The organism is Synechococcus sp. H55.8 (assembly GCF_047462375.1).
In the GTDB taxonomy this organism is placed as follows: domain Bacteria; phylum Cyanobacteriota; class Cyanobacteriia; order Thermostichales; family Thermostichaceae; genus Thermostichus.
The window spans coordinates 77,476-92,040 of the sequence record NZ_JANSJC010000003.1; the positions used below are offsets into that span (position 1 = coordinate 77,476).

Annotated in this window: 10 protein-coding genes; 4 read left to right on the forward strand and 6 right to left on the reverse strand. The window is 61.0% G+C overall.

From position 1 onward, the window contains the following. Positions 1 to 21: 21 nt before the first annotated feature. The 3 genes from NW862_RS02240 to purM all read right to left on the reverse strand — a co-directional run bounded on the left by NW862_RS02240 (position 22) and on the right by purM (position 3,099). Positions 22 to 807 (reverse strand): ABC transporter permease, encoded by a 786-nt coding sequence (locus NW862_RS02240; RefSeq protein ID WP_414333876.1) that lies wholly within the window; start codon positions 805 to 807, stop codon positions 22 to 24. Further along, on the reverse strand, positions 804 to 1,838 hold the full coding sequence (locus NW862_RS02245; protein WP_414333877.1) for an ABC transporter ATP-binding protein: 1,035 nt from the start codon (positions 1,836 to 1,838) through the stop codon (positions 804 to 806). Before NW862_RS02245 ends, NW862_RS02240 begins: the two co-directional genes overlap by 4 nt. Before the next feature lie 205 nt (positions 1,839 to 2,043). Further along, positions 2,044 to 3,099, reverse strand: coding sequence for a phosphoribosylformylglycinamidine cyclo-ligase (gene purM, locus NW862_RS02250; RefSeq protein ID WP_414333879.1), 1,056 nt, complete (start codon positions 3,097 to 3,099; stop codon positions 2,044 to 2,046). A gap of 145 nt (positions 3,100 to 3,244) precedes the next feature. On the opposite strand from purM, the gene NW862_RS02255 reads away from it, so the two are divergent. Next, complete coding sequence (locus NW862_RS02255) at positions 3,245 to 4,348, forward strand: septal ring lytic transglycosylase RlpA family protein (protein ID WP_414333880.1); 1,104 nt, start codon at positions 3,245 to 3,247, stop codon at positions 4,346 to 4,348. A gap of 1 nt (position 4,349) precedes the next feature. Here NW862_RS02255 and NW862_RS02260 read toward each other — a convergent pair whose 3' ends face one another. The 3 genes from NW862_RS02260 to NW862_RS02270 form a co-directional block, all read right to left on the reverse strand. Continuing rightward, positions 4,350 to 5,348 carry a response regulator gene (locus tag NW862_RS02260; protein WP_414347620.1) on the reverse strand — a complete coding sequence of 333 codons (999 nt, stop codon included), beginning with the start codon at positions 5,346 to 5,348 and terminating at the stop codon, positions 4,350 to 4,352. Then, the gene (locus NW862_RS02265) at positions 5,345 to 8,389 is read right to left on the reverse strand and encodes a PAS domain S-box protein (RefSeq protein WP_414426875.1); all 3,045 of its coding nucleotides are present in this window, start codon (positions 8,387 to 8,389) and stop codon (positions 5,345 to 5,347) included. Before NW862_RS02265 ends, NW862_RS02260 begins: the two co-directional genes overlap by 4 nt. Positions 8,390 to 8,584: 195 nt before the next feature. Next, positions 8,585 to 9,583 carry a ribose-phosphate pyrophosphokinase gene (locus NW862_RS02270; protein WP_414333885.1) on the reverse strand — a complete coding sequence of 333 codons (999 nt, stop codon included), beginning with the start codon at positions 9,581 to 9,583 and terminating at the stop codon, positions 8,585 to 8,587. A gap of 132 nt (positions 9,584 to 9,715) precedes the next feature. On the opposite strand from NW862_RS02270, the gene NW862_RS02275 reads away from it, so the two are divergent. From NW862_RS02275 to NW862_RS02285, 3 genes are all read left to right on the forward strand, one after another. Beyond that, positions 9,716 to 9,898: an ATP-binding cassette domain-containing protein gene (locus NW862_RS02275; RefSeq protein WP_414333887.1), complete on the forward strand. Its 183-nt coding sequence runs from the start codon at positions 9,716 to 9,718 to the stop codon at positions 9,896 to 9,898. Next, positions 9,888 to 10,133 carry a hypothetical protein gene (locus tag NW862_RS02280; protein WP_414336680.1) on the forward strand — a complete coding sequence of 82 codons (246 nt, stop codon included), beginning with the start codon at positions 9,888 to 9,890 and terminating at the stop codon, positions 10,131 to 10,133. The genes NW862_RS02275 and NW862_RS02280 overlap by 11 nt, the downstream gene beginning before the upstream one ends. Positions 10,134 to 10,207: 74 nt before the next feature. Then, positions 10,208 to 14,536 (forward strand): NINE protein, encoded by a 4,329-nt coding sequence (locus tag NW862_RS02285; RefSeq protein WP_414426876.1) that lies wholly within the window; start codon positions 10,208 to 10,210, stop codon positions 14,534 to 14,536. Positions 14,537 to 14,565: the final 29 nt, after the last annotated feature.

The following is a 14,565-nucleotide window of genomic DNA, read 5'->3' on the forward strand; positions in this document are numbered from 1 at the left end:
CGCACACCTCCCAAGACAACCTTAGCTCTGCTGCCAGCGCAGGCTTTCTACCGATTGCACCGTGGCAAACAGCCCCAGCAGGATGATGCTGAGGAAAAGGACGACGCTACTGCTGCTGAGGATCCCTTGCACCCAGTTGCTATATTGCTGCAGCAAAGAAATATGCCTCAGGGTAGCGGCAATCCAGTTGTTCTCTTGGCCAGCCGCCGCGTCGATCACCCAGAGCAGCAGGATTAGCCCAAAGGTGGCCACCGCGGCAATGAGGGTGCTGTCCGTCAGGGAAGAGATGAACAACCCCAAGGCCATGACACTGCCCGCCAGCAGAGCAAGTCCCACATAGCCCACCAAGGTCAGGCGGTAGTCCACTGCTGGGTTGGCGCTGCTCAGCACCAGCACGTGGTAGACCAGCGGCGGCAACAGCAGCGTCATAAAAAACACCCAGACCGCCAGCCACTTGCCCAGGGCCACCTCCAAGTTGGTAATAGGGGAGGTGGCCAGCAGCTCCATGGTGCCCCGCCGCCGCTCCTCGGCGTAGGAGCTCATGGTAAAGATGGGCAATAAAAATAAGGAAAGCGTGCCCAAGAGGTTGAGAAACTGCTGCGACAGGATGGTGGCGGCATCAAAGGGGTTCTCTTGGCCAAACTGGGCAAAGAGATCCACCTGCTGGGAAAAGCTGATCACCCGCACCAAGATATTAAAGAAGAAAAACCCCGCCAGCCCCCAGAACACCGCCGCCACCACATAGGCAATGGGGGAGGTGAAGTAGCCGCGCAGTTCTTTACGAAAAATGGCCACTGCTCCGTTCATGCTGCTTCCTCCAATGCGCCCTCAGATCCCTCTTGGGTGGTGAGCTGCAGGAAAATCTCTTCCAAAGAAGCCTGGGGACGGCCGATCTCGTAGAGGGCGATCCCCGCCTGCACCAGGGCCCTGGCCACCTCCGGGATCCAGCCTAAGGACTCTGTCCCGCCGTCGCGAACAGCAGCAGCGTTGCTTTTAAGCTGCACCTGCCAGCGAGGGGGATCGGATCCCAGGGGCTGCAAACTCACCACTTCGACCTGGGGCAAATGCTGCAGGGCCGACCGAATGGCTGCTGCTTCAGGAGCGCCCACCACCAGCTTCGCCTGCTGCCGATCCTGAAGCTGGGCTGTCAGCTCGGCGGGCGTGCCGATGGCCGCCACCTGGCCGCGGTTGATGATCACCACCCGGTCGCAGGTCATGCTCACCTCCGGCAAGATGTGGGTGGAGAGGATGATGGTGTGCTCTCCCGCCAAGCTCTTGATCAGGTTGCGCACCTCGATGATCTGCTTGGGATCCAGCCCAATCGTGGGCTCGTCCAGAATGATCACCGGCGGGTCGTGCACCAGAGCCTGGGCCAGTCCCACCCGCTGCTTGTACCCCTTGGAGAGCTTGCGGATCAAGGTGTGGCGCTTGTCTTCCAGGCTGCAGCGGCGGATCACCTCGTCCACCCGCCTAGGCCGGTCGCCGGGGCTGACCCGCTTGATCTGGGCGACAAAGTGCAGGTAGGCCTCCACGGTCATATCGGGGTAGAGGGGCGGGTTTTCCGGCAAATAGCCGATGCGCTGCCGCACCGCCATCGAGTTTTCGTGGACATCAAACCCGGCCACCCGCGCCGTCCCCTCGCTGGCGGGCAGATACCCTGCCAAAATGCGCATGGAGGTGGTCTTGCCGGCGCCGTTGGGGCCCAAAAATCCCATGATCTCGCCGGCGTTGACCTGGAAAGAGATATCGCGAATGGCCGTAAAGCTGCCGTAGGTTTTGCTCAGATGCTCCACTTCGATGGCAGCCGTGGTTGCAGGAGCAGTGGATAAACCTATCATCGGCGGCTCCTAACCTAGAGGGTCAGCGTGAGTTGGCCAACAGCCTAAGTCTGTAGGTGTGTAAAGCGAGCAGCCCCTGTCTTGAAACAAACAGAGGTGGGGAGCGACAGAGGCGGCAGCGCTGAGGCCATCAGCAAACTTAGCACAGCGGCGGCGGGGATAAGCAAACGGCACCGGGATCCCCTCCCCCCTTTTGGTGGGGTGCTCAGGGGGCCAGGGATCCCCACGCTTCCAACCCCAAGACTCGGCTCTCCCCAGGACAGGGCGCCACCACCTCGCCAATAGGGAAGGCTTCCGGCAGCAGCGATCTCAGCAAATCTTCCGCCTCAGGGGGCACCACCAGCACATAGCCCACCCCCAGGTTAAAGGTGTTGAACATCTCCAAAGTCTCCACCTGGCCCTGCTCCTGCAGCCAGAGAAATTCCTGTGGGATGGGCCAACTGTGGGGCTGCAGCCGCGCCGCCTGGTCAGGAGCCAAACAGCGGGGCAAGTTTTCCGGGATGCCGCCGCCGGTGATGTGGGCCATGCCGTGGATGGGGATCCCTGCTGCTTGCAGCCTCTGCACCGCCTGCACGTAGATGCGGGTGGGGGTGAGAAACACCTCCGCCAAAGGCCGATCCCAACCAGAGGGCTGGTGATCCCAGCGCCAGCCCCGCTCGGCCACAATGCGTCGCACCAGGCTGAAGCCGTTGCTGTGCAGGCCGCTGCTGGGCAAGGCCCACAGCCGATCCCCAGCCTGCACCCGCGAGCCGTCGAGAATGTCCGCCCTCTCGACAATCCCGACACAAAATCCCGCCAGGTCGTACTTGCCGGGCGGATAAAACCCCGGCATCTCCGCCGTCTCTCCCCCCAGCAGTTGGCAGCCGGCCTCTTGGCAGCCCTCCAGAATGCCGTCGATCACCTGCCAGAGAGCTTCCGGCTCCAGCTTGCCGGTAGCCACGTAGTCCAGGAAAAACAGCGGCTTGGCTCCCACCGTCAGCACATCGTTGACACACATGGCCACCAGGTCGATGCCCACTCCGCGGTGCTGCCCCCACTGCTGGGCAATCTCCAGCTTGGTGCCCACCCCATCGGTACCGGCAACCAAAACCGGTGCCCGGTAGCCCGCCGGCAGCTCGAACAGGCCGGCAAAGCCGCCAATGCCCCCCAAGGTTCCTGAAGAACCTGAAAACGGGACTTTAGTTCGTTCAACGCGCTCCCGAACCCCCTTGACAAAGGCGCGGCCCAGATCGATGTCAACCCCTGCTGAGCGGTAGTCCAAGATGCCGAAAATCCTTGTGCTGACGGGACTTAGGCTTTTGCCCTCGACCGGGCAAGCTTGTCAACTTAGAAACCTATGGTACATTAACTTCTGTTTTACTGTCGCAGTGGATGTTGTACAGGAGTTTCGAGAGGAGCGCGGCCTCATGCGAAATTGGAAGCGGCTAGGACAGGGACTGGCTCCCGCCCGCCAAGTGGGCTTAGTCGGCTGTCTCTGTGTTACGGCTCTCAGCTTGCCGGCAGGCATGTTGGGCAGCCCGAACTCGCAGGCACAAGCCTCAACTCGCAGCGGATCTCCCAGTGCCAGAGCAACCCAGCCATCCCCCAAAGCCCACTCGCTCTCCCCGGCAACTGACCTTATCTCCCCTTCCCAACCCAACGCCCCCCTGCCGGCCAAACTCGGCACCTTGCACTCGCAGGACTCGGAGTCTCTCCTCCTATCTCGACAGGCGATCCCTTCGCGGCCGACAGAAGAACCTACCCTCAAGATCGGCGAACAACAGCAGTCGTCCAGCCAGCCTGTCTCCACCCTCTACGACTACCAGATGGACGGTCGGCAGGTGGTCACTGTCTATGTGAAGGATTTGCCTATTGTCAGCTTTGTCGAGCAGCCTGGGCTGGAACCACCGCTGCTGCGGGCCAGCACCCTGGTGGCCCGGCTCAACCAAATGGCCCAGGGATCCCTGAAGGACACGACCATCGCCCTGGCTTGGGCAGAGCCCCAATCCGGGGATCCCCTCTACGCAGTTCAGGTCAACGGCGAGGAATTGCTGCGCATCGACGGGGGAGTGCTGCTGCCAAATCACCAACGCCCGGTGGATACGGCGGTTTTGGCTGCCAATCGTCTGCGCCGTCTGCTGCTGGATGCGCCCCCCATTTCGGCTCCGGCCCTACCTCAACCGGCTGCTCTCACCGCCAAGGCCACCGTTGTAGGCCCTAAGCCAGAAACAGCCGCTCAACCAAAACCTGCCCCTGTCCGTACCGTTGGGCCTGTGCAGGAAGGGATCGCCTCTTGGTATGACCTGCACCCCACCCGCCATGAGATGACGGCTGCCCACCCCACTCTGCCCTTCGGTACCGAGGTGCGGGTCACCAACCTGAGTAACGGGCGCCAGGCCGTCGTGCGCATCAACGATCGCGGCCCCTTCATCCCCGGTCGGATTATCGACCTTTCCCTGCGGGCGGCAGAGGCCCTGGGGATGGTGCGCTCTGGGCTGGCGCCGGTGCGGGTGGAAGTGGTGCAGCCCTAGGCTAGGGTACAGGCGAAAAGCGCTTGGAATCGGGGGAATAGCGCCAAGAAATGCCGTCGGGATCCCGGCTGCGGCTCCACTCCGGAAAACCGGTTTTGAATTTCCAGTAGGTGATGGCGGAGACCACTACCCCCAGCCGCTCCGCCAACTGGGTTTGATTGAGGGGGCGCAGCGTCGCCCGCGGCACTGTAATCGCCTCCTGTGCAGGCGACTCTTGGGAGGGCACGGGCAATGAGGCTGTGGCTGCAGTTGCCAGTGCCTCCCGTTCCAACGGACGACTGGGACTGGGCCGCAGCAGGCTGAACTGGCTCAATAGGCCGACGTTTTCCAGGTTCAGAAGATTTTCTAGGTTAGAGGTCTGATGGATTAGCTCCAGCTCACGGCGCAACTCATCCTCCAGCACTCGCAGATAGTGTTCCCGCTTTTGCTCCGACTCGGCATCCTTGAGCAGACCCAGGGCAAAGCTGAGGTTCGAGAGGGGCTCACTCAGATCTTGCAAGAACTTCTTGAACAGAGTGCCCTTCACATCCGTGAACTGCTGCAACTGCTGCAGTTTTTGCCGCAGTTCCTCGATTCTTTTCTCTTCCAGCTTGCGGCTCTCCAGGCTCTGCCGGTGGTTGTGCAGGGCAATTTCAATGGTGGTGTAAAGTTCCCGCTCTTTGAAAGGCTTGATGATGTAACCGAAAGGCCGGGTCTCTTTGACGCGGGAGAGCGTATCGTCATCGGCGTAGGCCGTCAGATGCACCACCGGAATGTTGAAGCGCTCGGTGATCCGCTTGGCGGCTTCGATGCCGTCGATATCCCCCTTCAAGACGATATCCATCAAGACTAAGTCCACCGACATCTCTTCCAGCCGTCGGATCGCTTCTTCGCCGGAGGAGGCGATGGCCGGCACCGCATAGCCAAATTTTTTCAGGACGTTGGCGATATCCTTGGCGATGATCTTCTCGTCTTCGACAACCAGAATGCTGCCTTTGGCAAGCATGGGAACTTTCTTCAAGGCTGGCTCCTCGGAAAGGTGATGATGAAAGTGGTACCCGATTTGTTTCTCAATTCTATCTTGCCCTGGAGCTGATCGGTGAGGGTTGCAACCAGTTGTAAACCCAGAGATTGAGTTTCCTTGAAGTCGAAATCGCGGGGCAAGCCGATGCCATTGTCAGAGACGCGCAACTGAGTATATTTGCGGGTTTGGCTAAAACAAACCTCTATCTCCCCGCTGCGACCTTTGGGGAAGGCATACTTGAGGCTGTTGGTGACCAGCTCGTTGATGATCAGGCCACACAAAACTGCATCGTCGAGGTTGAGGCGGATCCCTTCGGCGCGGATGCTGGCGCGAATGCTCTCGGGGTTCACTCCGTAGGAGTGAAAGAGGTTGGAGATCAAATTGTGTAAGTATTGCTTGAGATCCACAGCGGCCAGATTGTTGGATTGGTACAGGCCCTCGTGGATCAAAGACATCGCTTGAATGCGGCTGCCGGCATCCTTAAAAACGCGGGCGTACTTGCGGCTTTTGATTTGATCCGCCTGGAGCCGCAGCAGGCTGGAGATGATTTGTAGGTTGTTTTTGACGCGGTGGTGAATCTCCCGCAGCAGAATCTCTTTTTCCTGAAGGGCAGCCTGGATCTGCAGCTTCGCCTGTCTTTCTTCGGTAATATCTTCGCAAATGCCAATAACGAAGAGGTTTTTGCCTTCGGGATCCCGCACTGCCGAGACCGCCAGGCGGCACCAAACCACCTTGCCGCTGCGGTGGATGTAGCGTTTTTCTAGGTGGTAGTGATCTTGTTGGCCGTTCAAAACCTCCTGGAAAAGTTGCCAATCTTTGCCGATATCTTCCGGATGGGTGAGGTCGCAAAAACTCATGTGGGTCAGTTCGGCGGCGCTGTAGCCCAAGATCTCTTCCAGGGCGGGGTTTACCTTGAGGTAACGGCCCTGTCTATCGACGATGGAAATGCCCAGGGCCGACTGCTCGAAGATGCCCCGCAGGCTCAGCTCGCTTTGGCGCAGGGCCGCCTCCGCTTGTTTGCGCTCGGTAATGTCCAAAATTTGGCTGAGAAAGTAGCTGGGATCCCCTTGGGCGGTGCGCACCAGGGTGATGCGGAGAAGGGCGTAGACGATTTGCCCGTTCTTGTGGATGTAGCGCTGTTCCTGTTCGCAGTGGTGCACCTCGCCGGCCAGCAGGCGGTTACTGTTTTCCAAGGTGACGGCGATGTCGTCGGGATGGGTGATGTCGAGGACGGTTTTTCCCTTGAGATCCTCTAGGGTGTAGCCCAGGGTTTCGGTAAAGGCGGCGTTGATCTGCAAATAAGTGCCGTCCACCTGGGTCATGGCCTTGGCAATCGGGGACCACTCAAAAGATTGGCGGAAGCGTTCTTCACTTTCTTTGAGGGCGATTTCTGCCTCGACGCGGGCGCTGATGTCGATCACCTGGTTGAGAAACTGGGTGGGCTGCCCTTCCTCATCGCTGAGAAGCGTAGCCTGAAACAGGACATGGACGACCTGACCGGAACGATTGATGTAGCGAATCTGGCGCTGGCTGACAGAGACTTTCCCCACCAACAAAGCCTCATTGGCCCCCAGCAGTTGATTGACATCTTCCGGGTGGAGAATGTCCAGTTGTTGCCGATGTTTCAATTCTTCGGGAGTATGGCCGACAATCTGGGCAAAAGCCTCGTTGACCTGGATAAATCGCCCCTGCAAATCCACCAGGGCAATTCCATTGGGGGCCAGCTCAAAAATCTGCCGGAAATGGTTGGCGCTCTGTTGCCAGGCTTGCTCTATACGACGACGTTCGGCTTCCAGTTGCTTGGACTCGGTGATGTCTTCGACGATCCCTGCCACTCGATAGATTTTGCCCTCTTTGTCGGCAATAGGAAAGGTACGTTCCCGCAGCCAGAGGATGCAGCCATCGGGGCGGCAGAGGCGAAAAACCACATCGGTGGGTTGGCCCTGAAGTTGGGCTTGAAAAATGGTGGGGAACAGCCAGCGATCGTCAGGGTGAATGTGGCGCATCCAGGCCTGGGGATTGGCGTAGGCCTCTGCAGGGGAAAGGCCCCAAATGGTTTCACAGGCGGGGCTGACGTAAATCAGCTCTTTGCCGCAGAGCGTTGAAATCCAGAACAGTTGTTGCGTATTCTCCGCCAGTTGTAGAAAACGATGTTCGCTTTCTCTGCGGGCTTCTTCTAACTGTTGTTGTCGTTCTTTAAGCTGGCGGGATGCTGTGATATCAGTAACAAATCCTTCAAAATAGAGGGGATCCCCCTGCTCGTCGTACAGGGTGCGGGCATTTAAAGAAATCCAGATGACTTTGCCGTCTTTGCGGCAGACCTGGCGCTCTGCATCCACGACTTGACCTTCTCTCAGCATGTGCTGCAGGAACTCAGATCGCTGCTCTGGGTCGCTATAGATTTGGGTGCCGATATCGGAGACATTGCGCATCAAATCTTCCGGGGATTCGTAGCCGAAAATATGGGCCAGAGCTGGGTTGGCAGCCAGATATTTTCCCTCAGGGGTGGTTTGAAAAATGCCTTCGACGGCGTTCTCGAAGATCTGTTGGTAGCGGGCAGCGGTGCTGCGGCTGTGCTGCAGTTGCGCCCGAAGTTGCGCGAGGGCTTGTCGCTGCTCCTGGGCCTGGAGCAGGATGTGTCGCAGGCTGAGGGCGATGAGGTCGATCTGTCCCCGTTCGGGGAGGCTCAGTGGGCGGGGGCGCTCCCCCCGCAGGTGAAGTGTCGCCAGCGGCCTCCCGCCCTCATCCAGCAGGGGAAAGGCTTCCTGAAAAGGCCAAGATCCGCCGATGGGGTTGGGCGGCTCGTTGCCGGGGATCCGCTGGGGGTCGCGGTAGAGGATCCCTTTTGCAGGCGAGTCGGGATCGGATCCCGGCTGGACCAGTTCTAGATAGACCAAGGGGACGTTCAGCAGTTGCCCCAGCAATTGCAACAGCGGGTACAGCGCTGCAGCGGACTCCGTATTCAATTCTGTATTCAGTTCAGTTTGAAGGGACGGCTCTTCCCTGGCGGCGGCCTGCCCGGGAACAAAACCGTTCACAACGGATCTCGGTGACCTAGAAATGGGAGGCGACATGGGAAAAACTCGGCTGGGAAGCTAGCTCTACCCAGTCCATCGCGATAGATGGGGGGCACCTGCTGAGTTGGTCTTCACAGGGCAAAAAGCAAAGGATCCCCGGCAGGTACGCCCGTTCTGCACCCACTATCTATACTTTAGCGATGCTCTGGAGAAACTTTAGTGAAACATGCTGCTGACGGAGCTGTCTTCGTGGATGCGCCAGATCGCCTCTCCCAGCACGTTCGCCACCGAGAGGACGGTCAAGCCTGGAAAATGCCGCTCTGGAGGAATGGGGATGGTGTTGGTGACGATCACCTCTTCAAACAGACCGCCCTGCAGGCGTTCGATGGCCGGATCGGAAAAGACAGGGTGGATGGCGCAGGCATAGACCGCCTTGGCCCCCGACTTGCGCAGCAGCTTCGCCCCTTCCGAGATGGTGCCTGCCGTGTCGATCATGTCGTCTACGAGGATGGCGATTTTACCGCGCACATCGCCAATGAGGTTCATGACTTCCACGTCGTTGTGGGCCTGGCGGCGCTTGTCGATGATTGCCAGCGGAGCTTCCTTGAGTTTTTTGGCAAAGGCACGCGCCCGCGCTACCCCGCCCACATCGGGAGAGACGACCACAATATCTTCGTCGAGCAGGCCTTTTTCTTTGAGGTAAGCCTGCAGTACCGGCTGGGCGTAGACGTGGTCGAGGGGAATGTCGAAGTAGCCCTGGATCTGGGCCGAGTGCAGATCCATGGCCAGCACCCGGTGTGCCCCCGCCTGGGTGATCATGTTGGCCACCAGCTTGGCGGTGATGGCTTCCCGTCCGGCGGTTTTGCGGTCGGCGCGGGCGTAGCCGTAGTAGGGCAAGACGGCAGTGATCTGGCGGGCCGAGGCGCGGCGGCAGGCGTCGATGATCACCAGCAGCTCCATCAGGTGATCGTTGACCGGGCGGCAGGTGGGCTGCACCAAGTAGACATCGGCACCCCGGATCGACTCCTGGATTTGGATGTACAGCTCGCCATCGGCAAAGCGCTTGCGCAACATAGGCCCCAGATCCATGCCCAGGTAGCGCGCCACCTCCTGGGCCAAATCCGGATTGGCGCTGCCTGAGAAGATTTTGAGGCGGTTACTATCTGAGATGGGCGGCAGGGGAGAAGGGCGAAGCAGAGGGGCAGGGCGAACCACAGATCGATGCTGAACTCGTCCGTAGCCAACGCCTGACGGCGAGCTGCCGCTATCGTAGCACCGACGCTTGCAACCTCAGCAACTGTATTCTTCGGGATTTTGGGTCTGGGGGGGCAGGTTAGCATAGACGGGATGAAGGTGGAGCTGCTGCACATCCACAAGCGCTTTGGGGCGGTACAGGCGAACCGCGATGTGTCCTTGCGGGTGGAGGCGGGCACGATCCACGGTCTGCTGGGGGAAAATGGGGCCGGCAAAAGCACCTTGGTCAAGATCCTGAGCGGCTTTCTGCGCTGCGATCTGCGGGTTGGACATTGAGTCGGCGCTGTGGGTCTGGAGTCAACTGCTGGAACGCGCCCAAGCAGGGACGGCTATTGTTTTTGCCTCGGCGGATTTGGACGAGATCTTGCCGTACAGCAACCGAGTCCTGGTGTTCAGCAGCGGACAGGTCTCGGAACCCATGCCGGCGGCGGAGCTCACCGTTTCGCGGCTGGGGCAGTTGATGACTCTCCCCGTCCTGCCCAGCACCCACGCTTTGCTGGAGCATTTGTGAAGAGCATAGCAATCCAACAGAGCAAGGCTTAGAGTAGCAGTGGCCCCAAGCCTTTTTGCTCAACGAATCCGGCCATGGGATCCCAGGATAACATTCCACCTGAGGGAGCCGAGCAGTCCCGCTCTTACTCGTTCAACTTCACCGTTTCGGGATCCCGGCAGCAGGTTTTGCGGGGGTTGCAAGCCTTGCTGGAGCTGGGTTTGCTGACGCCGGAGCACTTTCGCCATCTGGTGGAGCAGTATCGGCTGGAGGCGGAATCGGCGCCAGGAGCCACTTCTGTCGGCGGGGGGATCCCAGCCAGTCTGGGCTCGGCCTACGTGCTCTGGATTTTAGGTTTGTTCGGCCTTTGCGGTCTGCACCGCTTCTATCTGGGTCGCTGGCGCACAGGGCTGCTCTGGCTGCTGACTTTTGGGCTGCTGGGGATCGGCCAGCTCCTCGATTTGATCTGGATCCCGCAGATGGTGCGGGAAAGAAATGCTGGCTTGGCCGGCTCTGGGGTTGTCGTGGCGGGGGAAGAGCCGCCAGCCGAAACCAGGGAGCTCTCCTCTCCCCCGGGGATAGCTGTGTTGTTGCACAACTTGCTGTCTGAGCTGAGCGTAGCTTGGCTGCTGCTCCTGGGCCTGTTTTTGGTGGTGGTCTCTTCGGGGGTGCTGGCGGCCAGCCGCTGGCAAGAGTTTTCCCCGGCAGCTCAGTACGGGGTGCTCTTGGCTTATACGGCGGCGTTTGGGGTGGGAGCGAGGTGGGCGCAGCGGCAGGACGGGCTGCGTCTGACAAGCCAAACTTTAGAGGCTGTTGCTTTGCTGCTGCTGCCGATCAACATGTGGGCGCTGGACGGGCTGGGGATCCCGTGGGGGATCCGAGCTGTTGCTTTGGGGTTACTCATAGGGATCCCGTGGGGAGCCTGGCGACGGGCCGACTTGCTGGGGGCGGGTTCTGCTTTCTACGGAACGTTGGTGAACTTCTTATCTCTTTCTGGTTTACACCTCTTCTGGAGCCTAGGGCCGCCGGAGTCTCGTCCCACCCTTGTCCTTGGGATCCTCTACTTGGGGATCCTCAGCACCGTGATTTACACCTGGAGCCGCCGCTCGCTGGCCCGGCTGTGGCTCATCGGGGCGGCTGGCTCCTTGTTGATCTTGCGGGGGCTGCTCTCAGGGCAGGTGCAGGTGTCGCAGTTGGGGTTGGCGGTGGCCCTCTTGGGTTGGCTGCCCCAAAGCCCGGCTGAGGACTACGAGCCGGCTCAGGTGGGGCGGCCCTGGTGGAGCGGGGTGCTGTTGATTTTGGGCTGGCTGCTGGCGGCCAGCGACTGGGGGGAGAACGCCTGGCAGGTGTTGGCCATCAGCCTGCTGGGAATCCGCTTCTTAGCGAGGCGACTGAGCCAACGTCAGCAGAGGGTGGAGTTGGCGCTGCTGTTTTTGCTGGGTCTGGAAACTGCCTGGGCCTTTTGGCAGGTGTGGCCGGCAAGCTGGCGGGAGAGCGTGCTGGCGCTGTTAACGGGTGGGTTGCAGCCCCTCGACTCTGTTTGGGGGCTGCTGGGGCTGGTGCTGTTGCCCTATGAGGTGCTGTGGCTGGGGCTGGCGGCCCGCTGGCAGCAGAGACCTCGGGAAGGCGAGGAGGCGGGTTTTGCGGCGCTGGCAGAACCGACGGAGCGCTTGGTGTTGGGGCTGGGCGGATCCCTCTTGCTTTTGAGCTTTCCCCAGCCGGCGATTTGCTTTTGGCATTTGCTGTTGAGTACTGGCATCCTGGCCTGGTGGCTGCGGCAGAAGTCCAGGGTTGGCGCTGGGTGGGTATTTCTGACCCATGCCTATGGGCTGGGGGCGCTTCTGGCCGGGATCCGCTGGCTTTGGCCTGATTGGAGCCTGTCCAGTTGGGGGGCCATCTTGCTGCTGCTGGGCTTGCTGGAATGGACGGGGCGGGTGGCGCTGGGCGGGCGGTTGTTGGCAGCCTCAGGACATTTTGGGGGACTGCCGGTGCGGCTGTGGCAGCAGAGCGCCGAAGGGATGGGGCTGGTGCTGCTGGGATCCAGCTACTTTGTGTTTTTGGCGCAGGGCACGGAGTCCATTGGCTGGCTGTGGCTGGCGGTGCCCTCGGTTTTGACGGCGGCGCAGGTGTGGGCCTGGCCGCCCCTGGCGTTTATGCCTCGCTGGTTGCAGATCCCGGAGCAAGGGGGATCTTTTTCTTGGCGACAAGGGATTCCGGCGCGGGGATCCCTGCGCCTTCTGGCGGTGCTTTCCCTGGTGATGGCCCAGGGGCTCACCCTCGGCAGGCCGGGCCTGGATCTGCTCGGGCTAGGGCTGGGAGTGCTGCTGCTGGCAACTCAGGTGTGGCTGTGGGCTTCTCCCTCTCCCAGTTCTCCTACTCCAGAAGCACTGCTGGCGGTGGCCTTTGGTGTAGGGATCGGCCTGGTGGGAATCAGCCGGCTATTGCCGACGCTCACGGAAGCGGAGTGGCTGCTGGCCTTGGCGGTGCTGGGGTTGCTCTTGAGCGGCTGTCGCTACGGAATTTTGCGCCTCTCTTCTCGCCTACAAGCCGCTTACCGACCGGCCCTGGATGGCTGGGGCCTGCTGTTGGGGTTGGTGCTCCTCTTTGCCCTCACAGTGGCGACAACGGCGGCCCTGGCGGATCCTTCTCGGCTCCCCATTTCCGTCGGCAAGCAGCCCATGTTCCCCGGCGCTCTGCCCTTGGCGGCTGGGGTGGCCCTGGTGGCGCTCGGCCTGCGGCTGGGGGTGGCTCTCTCAAGGGGTGGCTCGGCGGTCGTTGGCGCCGACGGGACGGACTCTGCCACCGGCTCGGTTTCCTGGGCGGTGGTGGAAGGGATCGCCTACGGGCTGATCTGGGCTTTGGAGCTGGGGGCGACCGGCATCCTGCTCTGGGTTGTGCAGGGATCCCGTCCCGTCCTGCCTCTGTGGGCCGTCCTCAACCTGGGCTTGGGGATCCTCTTCTGGATAGGGCCGGAGAAACTCCTGTTCCCCGGCGGGGGAGAGCTCCTGCAGCGAGTCCAGACCCTGAGTTGCTGGAAGACAGGGCCGCTGATCTATGCCGGGCTGGGTTGGCTGGGATCCCATGCCCAGTGGAGCGAGCTGACGGGCGTGGGCAGCTTAGGCCTGGCCATCGTGTTGTTGGGCCTGGGGCAGGGGATCCCAGGGGCACAAGAGCAAGGTGGGGACTCCGTCCCACTTACGCCAACGGAAGAAGACCCTCCCGTCAACTGGAAGGGGATCCTGGGGGCCTGCGGGATGTCACTGGCTGCCTACGAGAGCTGGATTCACTTCCTGAGCCAGCAGACAGGGGGATCCTGGGGAGATGGACTGGTGCTGACCGCGTTGCTGGGATGGCTCCTGGCAGTGGTCTACCGCCTTTGCCCCCCTTGGCTGGTGGCGACCCTGCAGCTTAAAAGAGCTTGGCTGCGCTGGATGGCCTCGGCCAACTGGGCCCTGGCCAACCTCGTCCTTTGGCCTGCGCTTTTCGATCTTCGCCTCAGCCGGTGGGGGCGGCTCCTCTGGGTGCTGACGGGATCCGGCCTGGCGGCCTATGCCGCCGCCCAGGGGAGAAGATCGACGCCGGGATCCCCGACAGAGCCGGGCTGGCTGCCAACGGCCTGGTGCCACCTCAGCGCTTGGCAGGGAGTCGGCATCTGCCTGGGTAGTATGTGGCTGGGCTTCCCCAGCTTGAGGGTGGAGCAATGGGCCGGATCCCTGCTCTGTGGGCTGGGACTCCTCTATTACTTTCTGCCCTGGCAACGGTGGGGCTGGCCGGCGGATCCCTGGTCAAATACGGCCTTGGTGGCGCCGTTGCTGGCCCTGGTGGTGACGGCGGGCGGCGACAACAACAGCAATTTGTTGCTGGGGGCAGCCTACTACGCTTTCTTGGCCATCTGGCGCTCCCAGGTGCGCCTGGGCTACATCAGCTTGTTTTTGAGCAACTGGATCCTGTGGAATTACGGCTGGCAGCAGGATTGGGCTTCCCTGACCCTCTATGCCCTGCCTCTGGTGGGATCCCTGCTCTATGTGGCCCAGGTGGATCCCGGACTGCAACAGGCTGGTGCTCGAGAGAGTCGGCACCGGCTGCGGGCCTTCTCGTCGGGTCTATTGGTGTTGGTGACTTTGATCGAAACCCACGGGCAACTGGGGGCGGGGTTTTGGCCGGTGGGGCTGGGCTTGGCTTTGGGGGTACTGGGTTTGGCGCTGCGGGTGCGGGCCTACCTGTGGGCGGGCACCCTGGGCTTTGGCCTGGGCGTCTTGCGGCAGGGGTGGCTGTGGGTAACCACTGACCCAATCCTGTTGTGGGGGATGGGGATCTTGCTGGGGGTGCTCTTGATTTGGGCAGCAGCCAATTTTGAGCAGCGCCGAGAACAGGTGGGATCCCGGCTCTCTGCCTGGCTAGAGCAACTGCAGGGCTGGGAATAGAGATAAACTGGTGCCGGCGTCGCTCCATC

Excerpts from the sequence above, each read along its gene's own strand:
- NW862_RS02240 (WP_414333876.1), bottom strand. The coding sequence starts at position 807 with ATGAACGGAGCAGTGGCCATTTTTCGTAAAGAACTGCGCGGCTACTTC.
- NW862_RS02245 (WP_414333877.1), bottom strand. The coding sequence starts at position 1,838 with ATGATAGGTTTATCCACTGCTCCTGCAACCACGGCTGCCATCGAAGTG.
- NW862_RS02255 (WP_414333880.1), top strand. The coding sequence starts at position 3,245 with ATGCGAAATTGGAAGCGGCTAGGACAGGGACTGGCTCCCGCCCGCCAA.
- NW862_RS02275 (WP_414333887.1), top strand. The coding sequence starts at position 9,716 with ATGAAGGTGGAGCTGCTGCACATCCACAAGCGCTTTGGGGCGGTACAG.
- NW862_RS02285 (WP_414426876.1), top strand. The coding sequence starts at position 10,208 with ATGGGATCCCAGGATAACATTCCACCTGAGGGAGCCGAGCAGTCCCGC.